Below are 14561 nucleotides of genomic sequence, written 5' to 3' on the forward strand. Positions count from 1 at the left end.
GTTACCGTCGGCACGTGGTGCGTTACAAATACTCACCCGAACTGCTGGCCGCGACCGCCGCGCGGGCGCGCAACGTCACCGAGGTCATGCGGCTGCTCGGGGTGCGGGTCAGCGGCGGGTCGCACGCGCACATCAGCCGGCAGCTCAAACGCTTCGGCATCGACATGTCGCACTTCACGAGGCAGGCGCACAACAAGGGGCAGCCGAGCCCGCGGCGCACCACCTCGTCGCAACTGCTGCTGCGACTTCCTGCCGGCTCGCGGCGCACTCCCGGCACCCGGTTGAAGCGAGCGCTGGGTGACATCGGCGTGCCGCAGGAGTGCGAGGAGTGCCGCTGCGGCCCGATCTGGTTCGGCCGGCCGCTGACCCTGCACGTCGACCACATCAACGGGGACTTCCTCGACAACCGGCCGCCCAACCTGCGGATCCTCTGCCCGAACTGCCACAGCCAGACCGACACGTTCGCCGGCCGCAACAAGGGCGACGGCCGCACCGACACCACGGCGGACCAGACTGCGCACTCTCCCGACCCGACGCCTTAGACTCAGCAGGCCGGCGGGAGTGGCGTAACAGGCAGCCGCGATAGGTTTAGATCCTATTGTCCGAAAGGACGTGGGGGTTCGACTCCCCTCTCCCGCACCAACCGCTATGTCAGGCGCATCACGAACGCAGGCCACCACCGGGGCGCTGCCCGCAGGATGGCGGGCGTGGACCTGCGCTTCGTACTCGACCCCGACCTCACCACCGAGCTGCGCGAACAGCTCGTCGCCCTCTGGGTGGACGCGACGAACGCCGGCGGCGCGGTCGGCTTCGTCGCGCCGGTGACCGCGGCCGAGGTGCGCCCGGTCGCCGCGTCGACCCTCGCCGAGGTCGCCGACGGGCCGGACCGGCTGCTCGCCGGCTTCGAGGGTGACCAGCTCGTCGCCGTCCTCGTCATCGTCGACAACCGGTTCCACCTGAAGTCGCACTGGCGGGTGCTCAAGCGCGTCATGGTGCGCCCCGACACCCAGGGGCGCGGCCACGGCGCGGCGCTGATGCGCGAGGCCGAGCGAGTCGCCCGGGCGATGGGCGTGGCGGCGCTGCACGTGACCGTCCGCGACGGCCTCGGCCTGGACCGTTTCTACCGCCGCCTCGGCTACCGCGAGGTGGGCCGCCTTCCCGCCGCCCTCCGCCTCTCCTCCACCGACTCCCGCGACGAGATCCTCATGTGGCTGGACCTCCCGATGCCGGCCGAACCCTCCGACGGCTGATCAGAATCCGAACGGTCGGTAGGATGGCTGGCATGGAGTCCGTTTCTCTCACGGAAGCCACGACCCGAGCGACCGCCGTCCTTATCCGGTGATGTTTCCCCGCCGGGCCCCGAGTTCTCCACGAAGATCGACACCAGTTCGGCGAAGTGGTGGCATCCTTGCCGGCCGGATACCGCCACTTCGCCGAGCTGGCGTCCGGGCGGTCAGCCGCATGCGGTGGGGACGGTGGACGGGGTGATCGGGGCGGCGGCGTCCAGGGGTGCGGCGGTCTCCGCCGGGGTGGGATGGGACGGGGACGGGGACGTTGAAGCGCTGGGGCGCGGGCGGGGTGACGGGGAGCGGGAGGGCTTCGCCGAGCGGGTCGTGGTCGCCGCGCCCGCGCCGTACATCCGGGTGGCGCTGCGCTGCACCTGGCCGGGGCGCATCCGGATGCCGGTGGCGGTCGCGCGGTGGCCGTACACGTCGGTGACCCGGATCGAGTACGGGCCGGGGCCGGCGCCCGACGGGATCAGCCAGTAGTTGTAGTCCTGGCGGTCGGCCGCGCGCCACGAGCCGTTCTGGCGGACCTCGACCGAGCGCAGCGGGTTGCCGTGGTCGCCGACCAGGACGGCGAACCACCACTGCGACGAGCCTTCCTTGAGGCGGAAGGTGAGCGGGCCGGGTAGCGACGGGTTCACCACGGCCCGGTAGCTGACCTTCACCACACCCTGCACCGGGTCGGCGATCCGGGCGAACGCCTCGGCGGAGAGGTCGAGGTGGCCGGCGGCGCACTCCGGGCACTGGTCCATGACGAGCACCCGGACGCTGCCGCGGGGGCCGGTGACGTCGAGGAAGCCGCCGCAGGAGGCGCCGGCCGCGTACTCGCTCGGGCCGAGCGCGACGTACAGCCGGTTGGCCGGCGCGGCGGGCCGGGAGCAGTTGCCGCCAGCGCCCTTCGAGTCGTAGAAGGTGGCCTTGCCGGTGTGCGTGGCGCCGCCGACGGGTGGGGCGGCGAGCGGGACGGCGGCCCGGGGTGGGGCGGCGCAGGCGGGGGCGGCGCCGCCGCGTACCGCGAGGGTGACCGCGACCACGGCGGCGAGCGTGGCCAGGCCGGCGGCGACGAGCCGGCGGCGGGTCCGGGGCGGGATCCGGTGGCCGGCCGGGGTCCCGTCGCTGGCGGGGGTCGGTGGGTGGGGTGCGCTGCCGTCGGTCACGCCAGCCGATGCTGCCGGACCGCCCGGCCGCCGGACAAGCTGGCTAAGCGAAAGCTAAGACCGGCGGGCGCGCGCGACGGCGACGAGGGTCCCCGCGCGGGAACGCGAATCAGTAGCATCCTCGGCATGTCCGATCGCCACCCGTTCGCCGATCCCGACGCTCCGGCGCAGACCTCCGATGTGGAGGGCGACGGGCCGGTGGAGGAGCCGGCGCCGCGGCGCCGCCGGGGCCGGCGGATCGTCCTGATCGCGCTGCTCGTGGTGGCGCTGCTGGCCGGCGGCGGCGCGCTGGCCGGCGGTCTCTACTACCGGTCGGTCAACAGTTCGATCGACCGGGTGGACGCGTTCATCGGTGTCCCCGAGGAGTCCCGGCCGCAGGTCGAGGTCAAAGGCGCGATGAACATCATGATCCTGGGCAGCGACTCCCGCGATCCGGAGAGCACCGGCGGTTCGCGCAGCGACACCATCATCCTGGCCCACCTGCCGAAGGACCGCGCGAGCGCCCAGCTCATCTCGATCCCCCGGGACACCTGGACCGCCGTGCCGCGGTCGAAGGAGGGTCGCGGTGGCCGCGACGCGAAGATCAACGCCGCGTACGCCTGGGGCGGGGTGCCGTTGATGGTGCAGACCGTGGAGAAGTTCAGCGGCGTCCGGGTGGACAACGTGGCGATGGTCGACTTCGCCGGCTTCAAGGAGATCATCGATGCGCTCGGCGGCGTCGACGTCGACGTGGAGAAGGGCTTCACCACGAAGTACTCGCTGATCGGCACGCGCACGTTCGAGCCGGGCCGGCAGCGGATGGACGGGGCCGCCGCGCTCGACTACGCGCGGGAGCGGCACGCCTTCGCCGACGGCGACTTCGCCCGCATCCGGCACCAGCAGCAGGTGATCAAGGCGATCCTGGACCGGGCGGCGTCCGGCGGCGTGTTGACAAACCCGGCCAAACTCAACTCGTTCGTGCGGGCCACGTCCAGTTCGGTCGCGGTCGACAAGTCGCTGTCGCTCGTGGACCTGGCGATGGAGATGCGCGGGCTGCGCGGCGGCAACCTGACGTTCTTCACCTGCCCGGTGAAGGGCACCGGCCGGGTCGGCAGCGAGAGTGTGGTGTTCCCGGATCCGACCCGCGCCCGGACGCTGTTCCAGGCGGTCCGCCGCGACTCCGTCCCCGACATCCTCGCGGCCAGCGGGAAGTAGGGGGCGTCCCGGGGGAGGTTCGACCATGGCACGCCTACCGGCGTTCGAGCATCCGGCCGCGTCGTCGACGGGCGCCGCGGCGGTGACCGGCAGCATGGACACGACCACGGTGCTGCCGTACGCGGGGTCCCGGGCCTCGACGCGTACCCGCCGGTTGCGGGCCTGGATGGTGACGGCCCCGATCGACGTCGTGGCGCTGCTCGCCCCGCTGCTGCTGGCCCAGACCTACTGGCGGGGGACGCTCGTCAACGCCGCGCTCACGGTGGGGTTCTTCGCCACCGGCGGGCTCTACCGGCCGCGCCGGCACATCAGCATCCTGGACGAGTTGCCAAGCCTCGGCGGCCGGCTGCTGGCCTCCGGCGCGGTGGTGGCCATCATCGCGGCGCTGCGACACGACTCGGTGCTCTACGTCAGCGGCTTCATGCGGGGTGTCGCGCTCTCCGCCGGCCTGGTGGTCGTGGGGCGGGCGGTGAACACCCGGATCGTCCTGCTGGCCCGCCGGCGTCGCTGGGTGGAGCACAACGCGATAGTGGTCGGCGGCGGGCCGATCGGCGGCGAGCTGGCCCGGCTGCTGCGGCGCTACCCGCAGTACGGATTGCGTTTCGTGGGCGCGGTGGACGTCCCGTCCCGGCAGAAACCCGGGTCGCTGCCGCTGATCGGCACGCTCGCCGACGTGGAGAAGCTCGTCACGGTGGTGGAGTGCGAGGTGCTCGTCATCGCCGACCCGGACTGCTCCGAGTCGGAGCTGATGGAGGCGCTGCTCCGGCCGGCCAGCTCGCGGTGTGACCTGTGGGCGGTGCCGCGCCTGTGGGGGTCCCGGTCGCAGGGCGGCCACCCGGACCACATCGGGGCCATCCCGATCGTGAAGATCGGTGACACCACGCTGGGCGGGCCACGGTGGATGGTCAAGCGCGCGTCCGACGTGGTCTTCGCCGTGGTGGCGCTCGTCCTGCTGAGCCCGTTGCTGCTGCTCTGCGCGGTCGCCACGTTCCTCGACGGCGGTCGGGGGATCTTCTTCCGGCAGGAGCGGATCGGCCGCTACGGCCGGCCGTTCCGGGTGGTCAAGTTCCGTACGATGCGGCCGGCCGACGAGCACGAGTCGCAGACCACCTGGTCGATCGCGCACGACCGGCGGATCGGCCCGATCGGGCGGTTCATGCGTCGCGCCTCGCTCGACGAGCTGCCCCAGTTGTGGAACATCCTGCGCGGTGAGATGAGCGTGGTGGGGCCGCGGCCGGAGCGCCCGTACTTCGTGGAGAAGTTCTCCGTGGCCTACCCCGCCTACGCGATGCGGCACCGGGTGCCGGTGGGGTTGACCGGCCTCGCGCAGGTCAGCGGCTTGCGGGGGGACACGCCGATCTCGGACCGGGCGCGGTTCGACAACTACTACGTGGAGAACTGGTCGCTCTGGCTCGACATCAAGATCGTGTTGCGGACGGTCACCGAGGTGTTCCGGGGCGCCGGCCGCTGAGCGCCTCGGTCAGGTCGGTGCGCCAGTCTCCGGCCGGTGGCAGCTTCGCGGCGGCCCACCGGCCGTGGGCCAGCACGCTGTACCGGGGGCGCGGGGCCGGGCGCGGGAAACGGTCGCTCGTGGTCGGGCGGACCCGGTCCGGGTCGAGGCCCCGGAGGGTGAACACCGCACGCGCCAGGCCGTACCAGGTCGTCTCGCCGGCCGCGGTGCTGTGGTAGACGCCCGGGGCGGCGTCGCCGGCGAGCGCCGCGTCGGCGAGCGCGACGAGCCGCTCGGCGAGCCGGTACGACCAGGTGGGCTGCCCGCGTTGGTCGTCGACCACGTCGATCCGGTCGCGTTCGTCGGCCAGCCGCAGCACGGTGGTGACGAAGTTGCGGCCGTGGGCGCCGTACAACCAGGCGGTACGCACCACGTAGCCGGCCTCGGGCAGCAGCCGGGTCACCGCCCGCTCCCCGGCGAGCTTGCTCCGCCCGTACGCGTTGACCGGGCCGGTCGGCGCGTCCTCGGGGTACGGCCCGGTGGCGTCACCGCCGAACACGTAGTCGGTGGAGACGTGCACGAGTCGGGCGGCGGTCGCGGCGCAGGCGCGGGCCAGGTGCGCGACCGCGTCCCCGTTGACCGCGGTGGCGTCCCGCTCGCGGGTCTCGGCACCGTCCACATCGGTCCAGGCGGCGGCGTTGACCACCACGTCGTGCCCGGCGACGGCGTCCCGCACCGCCCGGGCGTCGGTGACGTCGAGGTCGGCGCGGGTGGCGGCGGTGACGGACCGGTCCGGCCGGGCGCGCAGCACCGTCACCAGGTCCCGCCCGAGCATCCCACCGGCGCCGGTGACGAGGATCCTCACGGGTGTGAGAGCTTACGCGACGGTAGTCTCCGCGAGTGCGTGGAATCCTTCTCGCCGGCGGCACCGGGTCGCGTCTCTGGCCGATCACCCGGGCCGTTTCCAAGCAACTCATGCCGGTGTTCGACAAGCCGATGGTCTACTACCCGCTGTCCACACTGGTGATGGCCGGGGTGCGGGAGATCCTGATCGTCACGACGCCCGAGGACCGCACGCAGTTCGAGCGGCTGCTCGGTGACGGCAGCCAGTGGGGGCTGCGCCTGGCGTACGCCGAGCAGGCCCGCCCGGAGGGCATCGCGCAGGCGTTGCTGCTCGGCGCGGACTTCATCGGTGGCGAGTCGGTCGCGCTGATCCTCGGCGACAACATCTTCCACGGCGTCGGGCTCGGCTCCCAGCTCGCGCGGCACGGCGACCCGGCCGGCGCGCGGGTGTTCGCCTACCCGGTCGCGAACCCGGCGGACTACGGCGTGGTCGAGTTCGACGCGGCCGGTCGGGTGCTGTCGATCGAGGAGAAGCCGGACCGTCCCCGGTCCCGGTACGCGGTGCCCGGCCTCTACTTCTACGACCACCGGGTGGTGGAGATCGCCCGCAAGCTCACCCCCAGCGCCCGCGGTGAGTTGGAGATCACGGCGGTGAACGAGACCTACCGGGAGTGGGGCGAGCTGACCGTCACCGTGCTCGACCGGGGCACCGCGTGGCTGGACACCGGCACGTTCACCTCGATGATGCAGGCCGCCGAGTTCGTCCGGGTGATCGAGGAGCGCCAGGGCATGAAGATCGGCTGTGTCGAGGAGGTCGTCTGGCGGTCCGGGTTGATCGACGACGAGCGGTTGCGGAGCCTGGCGCTTCCACTGGCCCGCAGCGGTTACGGCAGCTACCTGCTGGGCCTGCTGGCCGAGCCGCCGGCGCCTCGGAGCGGGTCGTGAGGATCCGGCCGCTCGGCATCGAGGGGGCCTGGGAGGTCACCCCGGTGCGGCACGGCGACCCGCGCGGGTTGTTCGTCGAGTGGTACCGCTTCGACCGGCTCGCCGAGGCGGTCGGACACCCGCTGCGGCTGGCGCAGGGCAACCTCTCGGTGTCCGCGCGCGGCGTGGTGCGCGGCGTCCACTTCGCCGACGTCCCGCCCGGCCAGGCGAAGTACGTGACCTGTGTCCGGGGGGCCGTGCTCGACGTGGTGGTGGACGTCCGGGTCGGCTCACCGACCTACGGCCGGTGGGAGACGGTACGCCTGGACGACGTCGACCGGCGGGCCGTCTACCTGGCCGAGGGGCTGGGGCACGGCTTCTGCGCCCTGACCGACGACGCCACGCTCAGCTATCTCTGCTCCACCACCTACCGCCCGGCGGGCGAGCACACCGTGCACCCGCTCGACGCCGACCTCGCCATCGACTGGCCGGCGGCGACGCCGCTGCTCTCCGCGCGGGACGCGGCGGCGCCCAGCCTGGCGCAGGCCCGCGCGGCGGGCCTGCTGCCGGACTACGACGCCTGCCGTTCCTTCACCGCCGGACGGGACACCCGCCCGTCGTCCTGAGCCGGGTCGTCCGGGGCAGGGCCGCCGTCCGGGGCAGGGCCGACCGGCCGGCGCCGCACGGCCGCCCGCGCCGCCGTCCACACGGCACGGGCGTCGGCGCCGATCGGCGTACCGGCGCGGCCGTTCGCCCGGGCCAGGGCCAGGGCGAGGCCGATCGCGAGTCCGCCGAGCGCGCCACCGGCGGCGTACGGCGGCCACCACACCCGCTCCGGCCGACGCGGCGCGACAGCGGGCGTCACCACCGCCACGTGGGCCTTGAGCCCCAGCCCGGCCGGCGGCAGGTCGCGTCGGGCGATCCGTTGCAGCTCGGCGGCGAGCGCGTTGGCGATCGCCGCCGCGGTGTCGGCCCGCCGGTCCGTCACGGCCACCTCGACGGTCAGGGTGTCCACGGTGGACCAGGCGACGACGCGGTCGGTCAGGTCGTCCGGCGGGTACGGCAGCCGCAGCGCGTCGATCACCGGGCGGGTCAGCCGCGGCGTGTTCATCATGGTGGCGTACGTCTTCACCCGCCGCTGCATGAGCTGGTCGGCCACCTCCTCGGACGGCGGGGGTTGCGGCGCGGCGGACCCGTCGGCCGCGAACGTGACGAGCAGCCGGGTCTGCGCCCGGTAGACGGGTTCGCGACGCCCGGCGAGCACGCCCGCGCCGACGCCACCGAGCAACGCCAGCGCCACCACGATCGGCCACGAACGCCGGAGCACGCGGGCGAGGTCCATGAGGCGGCAGACTACCGGGCGGACGGTCGCCGGCCGACGGCCGATTGCGGCGGGCCGCGCCGGTCGGGTAGAACAGGCCGGCGACATCGCATCCCGGGGGAGGACGACGTGGTACGACGCTACGTCTCCCCCGAGCGTCTCTATCTGGCCTCCCTCGGCCTGACCGGGCTCGCCGCGCTGGTCTCGGTGACCCTGCCGGCGGCCCAGCGGGGGGAGCTGGCCGCGAACATGGTGAGCGCCACGGTGGGCGCCGCGCTCGGCGGTCTGTCCGTCGACACGTTCCTGCTGTCCCGCCCGGCCGGCTGGATCATGTCCCGGGGTCGACTGTGGATCGTCGGCATCGTCGCCGGGTCGCTCGGGCTCACCGCGCTGGCGGCGGCGCTGCTGACCACGCTGGCCGGGCTGGGCAGCCACCCGGTCGGTGTGACGGCCGGGTGCGCGCTCACCGTCTTCAACACGGCGGGCGCGCTGGGGCTGCGGCTGCGCCGGTTCTGGTTCGTCTACGCCGTGCGGGCCGCCGGCGGGGCCGTGCTGGTCGCCGGGTACGCGCTGCTCTGGTCGGGTCGCCGGCTCGACGGCGGGGACTGGAGCGAGCTGTGGCTGGGCGTGCAGCTCGCCACCGCGACCGTGCTCGCGGTGGCGGTGCTGGTCTGGGCGCGGCGGTCCGGTCCGGTTCCGACGGCGAGCGCCGGGCGCGGCGACTACCGCGCCGACCTGCTCGCCGTGGGCCGTCTGCACGTCGGGGTGTGTGCGCAGATGCTGACGTACCGGCTGAGTCAGGTCCTGGTGGCCCGGTTCGCCGGCGCGGGCCCGCTCGGTGTCTTCGCGCTGGCCGTGGCGGCGCTGGAGTTCGCGCAGTCCGGGGCCGTGGTGCGGGCGCAGCGGATCCTGGCCGAGCGGGACCCGGACGCCATCGGCGACCACGGCCGCGAGGTGGTCAGGGGCGCGACGCCGATCGCCGTGCTGGCCGTGGCCGGCCTGGCGGTGCTCGGCGTGCTCTCCCCCGACTACCGGCACGCCTGGGTCTTCGGGCTGCTCCTGCTGCCCGGGACGCTGGCGCTGTCGGCCGGCAAGACGTGGAGCGCCGCGCTGCTCAAGCGCGCCGGCGAGCGGGCCACCACCGCCGTGGCCCTGGTCACCATGTCGGTGTCGGTCGTGCTGTACGTTCTGCTCATCCCGTGGGCCGGCGCGTTCGGCGCCGCGGTCGCCGCCTCGGTCGCCTACGTCGTGTACGCGCTCCGGACCCGGGCGCGCCTGCGCCGGGCCACGCCCCTCCTCGTCACTCGGATGGCCTAGCGGTGGACGTCTCAGTCGTGGTGTTGACCTGGGAAGACTTCGAGCGCACCCGGGCCTGTGTCAGGTCCCTGCCGGCCGAAGCGGAAACGGTGGTGGTGGACAACGGCAGCGCCGCCGGCATCGCCGACGCGCTGCGGGCCATGTGCGCCGGGACCGGCGCCACCTACATCCGCTCGGAGACGAACCTCGGCTACGCCCGGGGCATGAACCTCGGCGTCCGGCACAGCACCCGCTCGCGGGTGGTGCTGTCCAACAACGACATCGAGGTACGCCCCGGCGCGGTCGAGCGGCTGGCCGCGGAACTCGACGACCCGACGGTGGGTGCCGCGTTCCCGAAGGTGCTCGACGTGGACGGCGTGGACCGAACCGCCGCCGGCCGGTTCCTGACGGTTCGCGCCGGCGTGGCGCACGCCACCGGGCTCAGCCTCGTCGCCCCGAGGCTGCGGATCGTCGCGCCGCCGGAGCGGGGGGACTGGCTCTCCGGGCCGTTCGTGGCGATCCGGCGGGAGACGCTGGAGCGGATCGGCGGCGTCGACGAGTCGTCCTTCTTCTACTCGGAGGACCTGCGACTGTGCTGGGCGGTCCGCCGGCTGGGGCTGCGCCTGGCGTACCTGCCGGACGCCGTGGTCAGGCACGAGGACGACGCCAGCGCCAAGCGCCGGTGGCCGGCGGAGGAGATCGCCCGCCGGCAGACCCGGGAGTTCATCCGGGCCAGCCGCGAGCTGGCCGGGTGGCGGGGCACCGTCGCCTGTTCCGCGTACACCCTCGGGGTGCTGGCGCGGGCCGCGGTGGGCGGCGGCGCCCGCCGGGCGGTCGCCCGGGGCGCGCTGGAAGGCATGGCCGCCCGATGAGGGTGCTGTTCGTCTGCACCACAGGCGGGTCCGGCCGGCGGCAGCTCGGCGGTGCCGAGCGTTTCCTGACCGAGATGCTGCCGGCGCTCGCCGACCGGGGCGTGGACGTGGTCGCCGCCACCGGCGACGACGAGGTGGCGGCGGCGCTGCGGACCGCGGGCGTGCGGTGGCTGCCGCTCGCCGCCGCCGGGCGGGTCGACCTCGGCTACGCGCGGCGGATCCGGGCGCTCGTCGACGAACTGCGGCCGGACGTGGTCAGCGCGCACCTGCTCTCCGCCGCCATGCACGCCCGCGCCGGACTGGGCGTGCGCGGCCGGCGCACGCCGCTCGTGGTGACGCTGCACAACAGCCTCTGGCAGTATCGCGACGCGGCGGGGTCGCTGCGGGCGAAGGCGGCCGTGCAGGCGAACATCGCCACGGACCTGATGTTGCGCCGGCTCCGGCCGCACGCGACGGTCGCGGTTTCCGCCTTCGAGGCCCGGGAGCTGCGGGTACGCGGACGGGTGCGGGACGTGCGGGTGATCACGAACCCGCTGCCGGCGATCTGGCCGGAGGCGACCGACCGGCCCGGGCCCGCGCCGGACGAGCCGGTCCGGGTCGGCTTCCTCGGCCGGCTGGAACGGGAAAAGGGCGCGGACCTGCTGCCGGCCGTCGCGGCGGCGCTGCCGGACGTCGAGTTCCTGGTCGCCGGCGCCGGCGACCTGCCGCTCGCCGCCCGGCCGAACCTGCACCTGATCGGGCGGGTGGACGCGGCGCCCTTCCTGCACCGGATCCACTGCCTGCTGGTGCCGTCCCGGGTGGAGGCGTTCGGGCGCAGCGCGCTGGAGGCGATGTCGCTCGGCGTACCGGTGGTGCACTCCGGGGTGGGTGGCCTGGCCGAGGTCACCGCGGCCGGCGACGGCGTGCTCGCGTACCGGGCGGAGCCGACCCCGGCGGCGATGGCCGCCGCGGTGCGCACGGCCACCGGGCCGCAGGCGTGGGACGAGCGTCGCCGCGAGCTGGCCCGGGAGTACGCGACCCGGCACTCCTTCGCCGGCTGCGTGGACGACTGGCTCGACCTCTACCGGACGGTTTCCCGTGCCGCCGGCTGAACGTCGACTCTGGTCGGTCGCGCTCCCGTTCGCGCTCGGCGTGGCCCTGCTGCTGGCGACCTGGGACGCGGGGGCGGCGGTCACGCTCGCGTTCGCCGTCGGCGCGTCGGTTGCCGCCCGCGCCCGGATGTGGGCGCTCGCCGCGTGCGCCACCGTGTGGACCGCCGCGCTGCTCGCCGTGCGGGTGCTGCCCGGCCCGTACGACTCGTGGGCGGGTCGCGGGGTGCTGCCGGTGCTCGCCGGTTACGTGACCGTCTTCCTGCTGGCGTGGGCGGCCGGGCGGCGGCTGGTCGAGCGGCGGGACGGCGGACGGCCGCCGCCGGACCTGCCCCGGCCGAAACCGTCTCGCCCGGAGCTGTCCTGGCCGTCCGAGCGGCGCCTGCGGGCGTACCTGTTCGTGCTGCTCGGCGTGGCGGTGGTGACCGCGGCGGTCCGCTTCCGCGGCACCCTGCCGCCGCTGCTCGCCGACAACCCGGACGCCGCCCGGCAGGTGCTCCGCGAGCAGTCCAACCTGGTCGTCGGCCTGCTGTCCGAGGCGTGGACGCTCGGCATGGCCGTCTCGCTGCTGCGCGCGCTGTCCGGACGCCGGCCGGCGCTGCCGCTCTACTACGCGCTGACCGCGGTGTTCACCGTCGGCGCGGCGCTCGGCGCGAGCAAGAACTCGGTGCTCGTCGGCATCGCGCCGGCGCTGATCACCGCGCTGTCGGTGCGGCGTACCCGGGGTCGGGCCGCGGCGTTCCTGGCCGCGCGGACGCCCGTGGTGCTGCTGATCGGCGCGGCGGCGCTCGGCGCGGCGGTGTTCCTCGGCGGGCAGCGCACCATGGCCGGCACCGGCACGTTCGAGACCGAGTTCCGCGCCCGCTACGGCAGCAACGCGCTGACCAGCAGCGCCGGGTCGCTCGACCTGTCGCTGAGTTCCTCCACCGAGACGTTCGGGCGGGTCTGGTCGCAGCGGGCGCACCTGGAGCCCCGGCACGGCACCTACTCGCTGACGTTCCTCGGCTCTCGGGTCGAGCCGATCGTCGGCAAGGCCGACCTGTACGGCTTGACCGCCCAGCTCAGCCAGCCGTACCTGATGAACACCGCCACCTTCGTGGCCATCCCGCTGCTCGACTGGGGTCCGCTCGGCGCGGCGGTCTTCCTGGCCGTGCTCGGCCTGGCGGTCGGCGGGACCGAACGGTGGTTCGAGTTCTCCGCCGCGCCGGCCGGGCAACTGGCCCGGGCGTTCGTCGTCTACTTCGCGCTGTTCGGCGTCTACGAGCTGTACCCCCTGATCTATCCGACCTGGTTGAGCCTGGTGCCCGGCCTGGTGATCCTGCACCGGCTGGGGAGGACCACGACGTGACCGGGACGCCGTTCGACGGGCTGACGGTGGTGACCGTGCTCTACCGGTCCGCCGGCATGCTCGCCGAGACGCTGCCCACCTGGGTACGCGCCGCGGGCGACCTGCCGGTCCGGTTCGTCTTCGCCGACCACCAGCCGGCCGACGGGTGCGCCGACGTCGTCGCCGGTCACCTGCCCGCCGGCCGGTACGCCTACCTGCCCGACGGGTCGAACCCGGGCTTCGCGGCCGGCTGCAACCGCGCCGTGGCGACCGTCGACACGTCCCACGTGCTGCTGCTCAACCCGGACGTGTGGCTGCCCGACGACGCGCTGGCCCGGATCTGCGCCGCCGTCGCCGCGCACCCGGACGGCCCGATCGCGGTGGGCCTGGCCATGCACGGCGGCGAGTACGTGGGCATCGACCTGAACCCGCTGTCGCTCTTCATCGACCGGCCAGCCACGGTCGGCCGGGCCCCGCTCGGCCCGTCCGGCGGGGCGGCGGTGTTCCCGACCGCGCTGTTCCGCCGGTTCGACGGCTTCTGGGAGCACCTGTTCGCCTGGGGCGAGGACGCCGACCTGGCGTTCCGGCTCTACGCCGCCGGCCTGCGCACGCGCGGGCTGGACCTGGTGCTGCCGCACGCCGGTGGGCACAGCGTGTCCGGCGACCACGGGCTGTCCGGGTTCCGGGCGTACCTGCTGGCCCGTAACCGGCTGCTGGTGGCGGCGCGCACGTTCACCGGGCCGCTGCTGCTCGTCGCGCTGCCGGTCCTCGCGCTGGCGCACGTCGCGCTTGCCGCCCGGCGGATCCGGCAGGGCCTGCTGCGGCCGTTCCTGCGCGGCGTCGGGCGCGGGCTGGTCGAGGCGCCGGCCGCCCGCCGGCAGTGGACCGGCAGCCGGTTCGGCTTCGCGTCGCTGCGCGGCTTTCTCACCGCCCGGGAGGCCCGATGACGCACCAGTGGACCGTGGTGACTGTCGCCCACAACTCGGCCGGGACGCTGCGCCGCTGCTGGCGCGACCGGAAGCCGTACGAGTGGCTGGTGGTCGACAACGCCTCCGCGGACGACTCCGCCGCGGTCGCCGCCGAGCTGGGCGCACGGGTCATCCGGCTGCCGGCGAACGTCGGCTTCGCCCGCGCGAACAACGTGGCACTGCGCGAGGCCACCGGCCGCTACGTCCTGTTCGCCAACCCGGACCTGGAGGTACGCGCCGACGACCTGCCCGTGCTGGCCGGGCACCTGGACGTCCACGGCGGTCTGGTCGCGCCGCAACTGCTCGGCACCGACGGCACACCGCAGGCCAACGGGCGCGGATTCCCGTACGCCACCGCCAAGCTCGGCAACCGGAACGTCTGGCCGCTGTCCCGGCTGCACGCCTCGTACCGGCAGGTGGTCGCGCCGGGTGAGACGCGCTACGTCGCCTGGGTGATGGGCGCGGCGGTCGCCGGCCGGACCGCCGACGTCGCCGCGCTGGGCGGGTGGAACGAGCGGTTCTTCCTCTACTACGAGGACCACGAGCTGGGCCTGCGCGCCTGGCGGCGGGGCCTGGCGGTCGCGGTGCGCGGCGACGTGCGGTGGACACACCACTGGGCCCGCGCGACCAACTCGGTGCGCTGGTCCCGGGCGCACAACCTGGAACTGCGCTCCGCCCGCACCTTCTTCGGCATGTTCCCCGAGTTCCTGGTCGGACTTCCGCGGCCGGAGCGCCGGCACCGGGAGGCCGCCCGGCTGGTCGGGTCGCCGGTGCCCGACGGTGCCGGTCCGGTCACGCGGGGGACCTGAACGCGAACGGTGTTTTGGTAGCGTCT

General features: G+C 74.3%; 15 protein-coding genes and 1 tRNA gene. 13 read left to right on the forward strand and 3 right to left on the reverse strand.

Annotated features, from left to right (window positions below; genetic code table 11):
- Positions 1 to 14 precede the first annotated feature (14 nt).
- From O7602_RS22700 to O7602_RS22710, 3 genes are all read left to right on the forward strand, one after another.
- Positions 15 to 542: an HNH endonuclease gene (locus tag O7602_RS22700; protein ID WP_281584635.1), complete on the forward strand. Its 528-nt coding sequence runs from the start codon at positions 15 to 17 to the stop codon at positions 540 to 542.
- A gap of 13 nt (positions 543 to 555) precedes the next feature.
- Positions 556 to 642: transfer RNA gene (locus O7602_RS22705), tRNA-Leu, on the forward strand.
- Between the two features lie 65 nt (positions 643 to 707).
- A complete protein-coding gene (locus O7602_RS22710) occupies positions 708 to 1250 on the forward strand; it encodes a GNAT family N-acetyltransferase (RefSeq protein ID WP_281584636.1) in 543 nt (180 codons plus the stop codon).
- A 203-nt stretch (positions 1251 to 1453) separates the two neighbouring features.
- Here the strand turns inward: O7602_RS22710 and O7602_RS22715 are convergent, their stop codons facing one another.
- Positions 1454 to 2443, reverse strand: a complete 990-nt coding sequence (locus O7602_RS22715) for an expansin EXLX1 family cellulose-binding protein (protein ID WP_281584637.1) — start codon at positions 2441 to 2443, stop codon at positions 1454 to 1456.
- Between the two features lie 126 nt (positions 2444 to 2569).
- Here O7602_RS22715 and O7602_RS22720 point away from each other — a divergent pair, with 126 nt between their 5' ends.
- The gene (locus O7602_RS22720; RefSeq protein WP_281584638.1) at positions 2570 to 3637 is read left to right on the forward strand and encodes an LCP family protein; all 1068 of its coding nucleotides are present in this window, start codon (positions 2570 to 2572) and stop codon (positions 3635 to 3637) included.
- Between the two features lie 25 nt (positions 3638 to 3662).
- A complete protein-coding gene (locus O7602_RS22725; RefSeq protein WP_281584639.1) occupies positions 3663 to 5108 on the forward strand; it encodes a sugar transferase in 1446 nt (481 codons plus the stop codon).
- Here O7602_RS22725 and rfbD read toward each other — a convergent pair.
- On the reverse strand, positions 5077 to 5922 hold the full coding sequence (rfbD, locus tag O7602_RS22730) for a dTDP-4-dehydrorhamnose reductase (protein ID WP_281590471.1): 846 nt from the start codon (positions 5920 to 5922) through the stop codon (positions 5077 to 5079). The two genes, O7602_RS22725 and rfbD, sit on opposite strands and share 32 nt — an antisense overlap.
- Before the next feature lie 65 nt (positions 5923 to 5987).
- On the opposite strand from rfbD, the gene rfbA reads away from it, so the two are divergent.
- Both rfbA and O7602_RS22740 read left to right on the forward strand, forming a co-directional pair.
- Positions 5988 to 6875 carry a glucose-1-phosphate thymidylyltransferase RfbA gene (gene rfbA, locus O7602_RS22735; protein ID WP_281584640.1) on the forward strand — a complete coding sequence of 296 codons (888 nt, stop codon included), beginning with the start codon at positions 5988 to 5990 and terminating at the stop codon, positions 6873 to 6875.
- Entirely contained in the window at positions 6872 to 7480 is a 609-nt protein-coding gene (locus O7602_RS22740; RefSeq protein ID WP_281584641.1) for a dTDP-4-dehydrorhamnose 3,5-epimerase family protein, read from the forward strand. The genes rfbA and O7602_RS22740 overlap by 4 nt, the downstream gene beginning before the upstream one ends.
- Here the strand turns inward: O7602_RS22740 and O7602_RS22745 are convergent.
- Positions 7426 to 8196 (reverse strand): lipopolysaccharide biosynthesis protein, encoded by a 771-nt coding sequence (locus O7602_RS22745; protein WP_281584642.1) that lies wholly within the window; start codon positions 8194 to 8196, stop codon positions 7426 to 7428. The genes O7602_RS22740 and O7602_RS22745 overlap by 55 nt on opposite strands.
- A gap of 108 nt (positions 8197 to 8304) precedes the next feature.
- Between O7602_RS22745 and O7602_RS22750 the strand changes: the two genes are divergently transcribed.
- From O7602_RS22750 to O7602_RS22775, 6 genes are read left to right on the forward strand one after another with little or no spacing between them, the layout of a single operon-like run.
- On the forward strand, positions 8305 to 9492 hold the full coding sequence (locus O7602_RS22750; RefSeq protein ID WP_281584643.1) for a hypothetical protein: 1188 nt from the start codon (positions 8305 to 8307) through the stop codon (positions 9490 to 9492).
- A gap of 2 nt (positions 9493 to 9494) precedes the next feature.
- Complete coding sequence (locus tag O7602_RS22755) at positions 9495 to 10343, forward strand: glycosyltransferase family 2 protein (protein WP_281584644.1); 849 nt, start codon at positions 9495 to 9497, stop codon at positions 10341 to 10343.
- A complete protein-coding gene (locus O7602_RS22760) occupies positions 10340 to 11434 on the forward strand; it encodes a glycosyltransferase family 4 protein (protein WP_281584645.1) in 1095 nt (364 codons plus the stop codon). The genes O7602_RS22755 and O7602_RS22760 overlap by 4 nt, the downstream gene beginning before the upstream one ends.
- Positions 11421 to 12779 carry a hypothetical protein gene (locus O7602_RS22765; protein WP_281584646.1) on the forward strand — a complete coding sequence of 453 codons (1359 nt, stop codon included), beginning with the start codon at positions 11421 to 11423 and terminating at the stop codon, positions 12777 to 12779. Before O7602_RS22760 ends, O7602_RS22765 begins: the two co-directional genes overlap by 14 nt.
- Positions 12776 to 13705 (forward strand): glycosyltransferase, encoded by a 930-nt coding sequence (locus tag O7602_RS22770; RefSeq protein WP_281584647.1) that lies wholly within the window; start codon positions 12776 to 12778, stop codon positions 13703 to 13705. Before O7602_RS22765 ends, O7602_RS22770 begins: the two co-directional genes overlap by 4 nt.
- Positions 13702 to 14535, forward strand: a complete 834-nt coding sequence (locus tag O7602_RS22775; protein ID WP_281584648.1) for a glycosyltransferase — start codon at positions 13702 to 13704, stop codon at positions 14533 to 14535. The genes O7602_RS22770 and O7602_RS22775 overlap by 4 nt, the downstream gene beginning before the upstream one ends.
- The last annotated feature ends 26 nt before the right edge of the window (positions 14536 to 14561 follow it).

Source organism: Micromonospora sp. WMMD1128 (assembly GCF_027497235.1).
Classification (GTDB): Bacteria; Actinomycetota; Actinomycetes; order Mycobacteriales; family Micromonosporaceae; genus Micromonospora.

What these genes read in the sequence shown, in the direction of transcription:
- O7602_RS22760 (WP_281584645.1), top strand. Translation starts at nt 10,340, where the DNA reads ATGAGGGTGCTGTTCGTCTGCACCACAGGCGGGTCCGGCCGGCGGCAG.
- O7602_RS22720 (WP_281584638.1), top strand. Translation starts at nt 2,570, where the DNA reads ATGTCCGATCGCCACCCGTTCGCCGATCCCGACGCTCCGGCGCAGACC.
- rfbD (WP_281590471.1), bottom strand. Translation starts at nt 5,922, where the DNA reads ATGCTCGGGCGGGACCTGGTGACGGTGCTGCGCGCCCGGCCGGACCGG.
- O7602_RS22745 (WP_281584642.1), bottom strand. Translation starts at nt 8,196, where the DNA reads ATGGACCTCGCCCGCGTGCTCCGGCGTTCGTGGCCGATCGTGGTGGCG.
- O7602_RS22725 (WP_281584639.1), top strand. Translation starts at nt 3,663, where the DNA reads ATGGCACGCCTACCGGCGTTCGAGCATCCGGCCGCGTCGTCGACGGGC.
- O7602_RS22775 (WP_281584648.1), top strand. Translation starts at nt 13,702, where the DNA reads ATGACGCACCAGTGGACCGTGGTGACTGTCGCCCACAACTCGGCCGGG.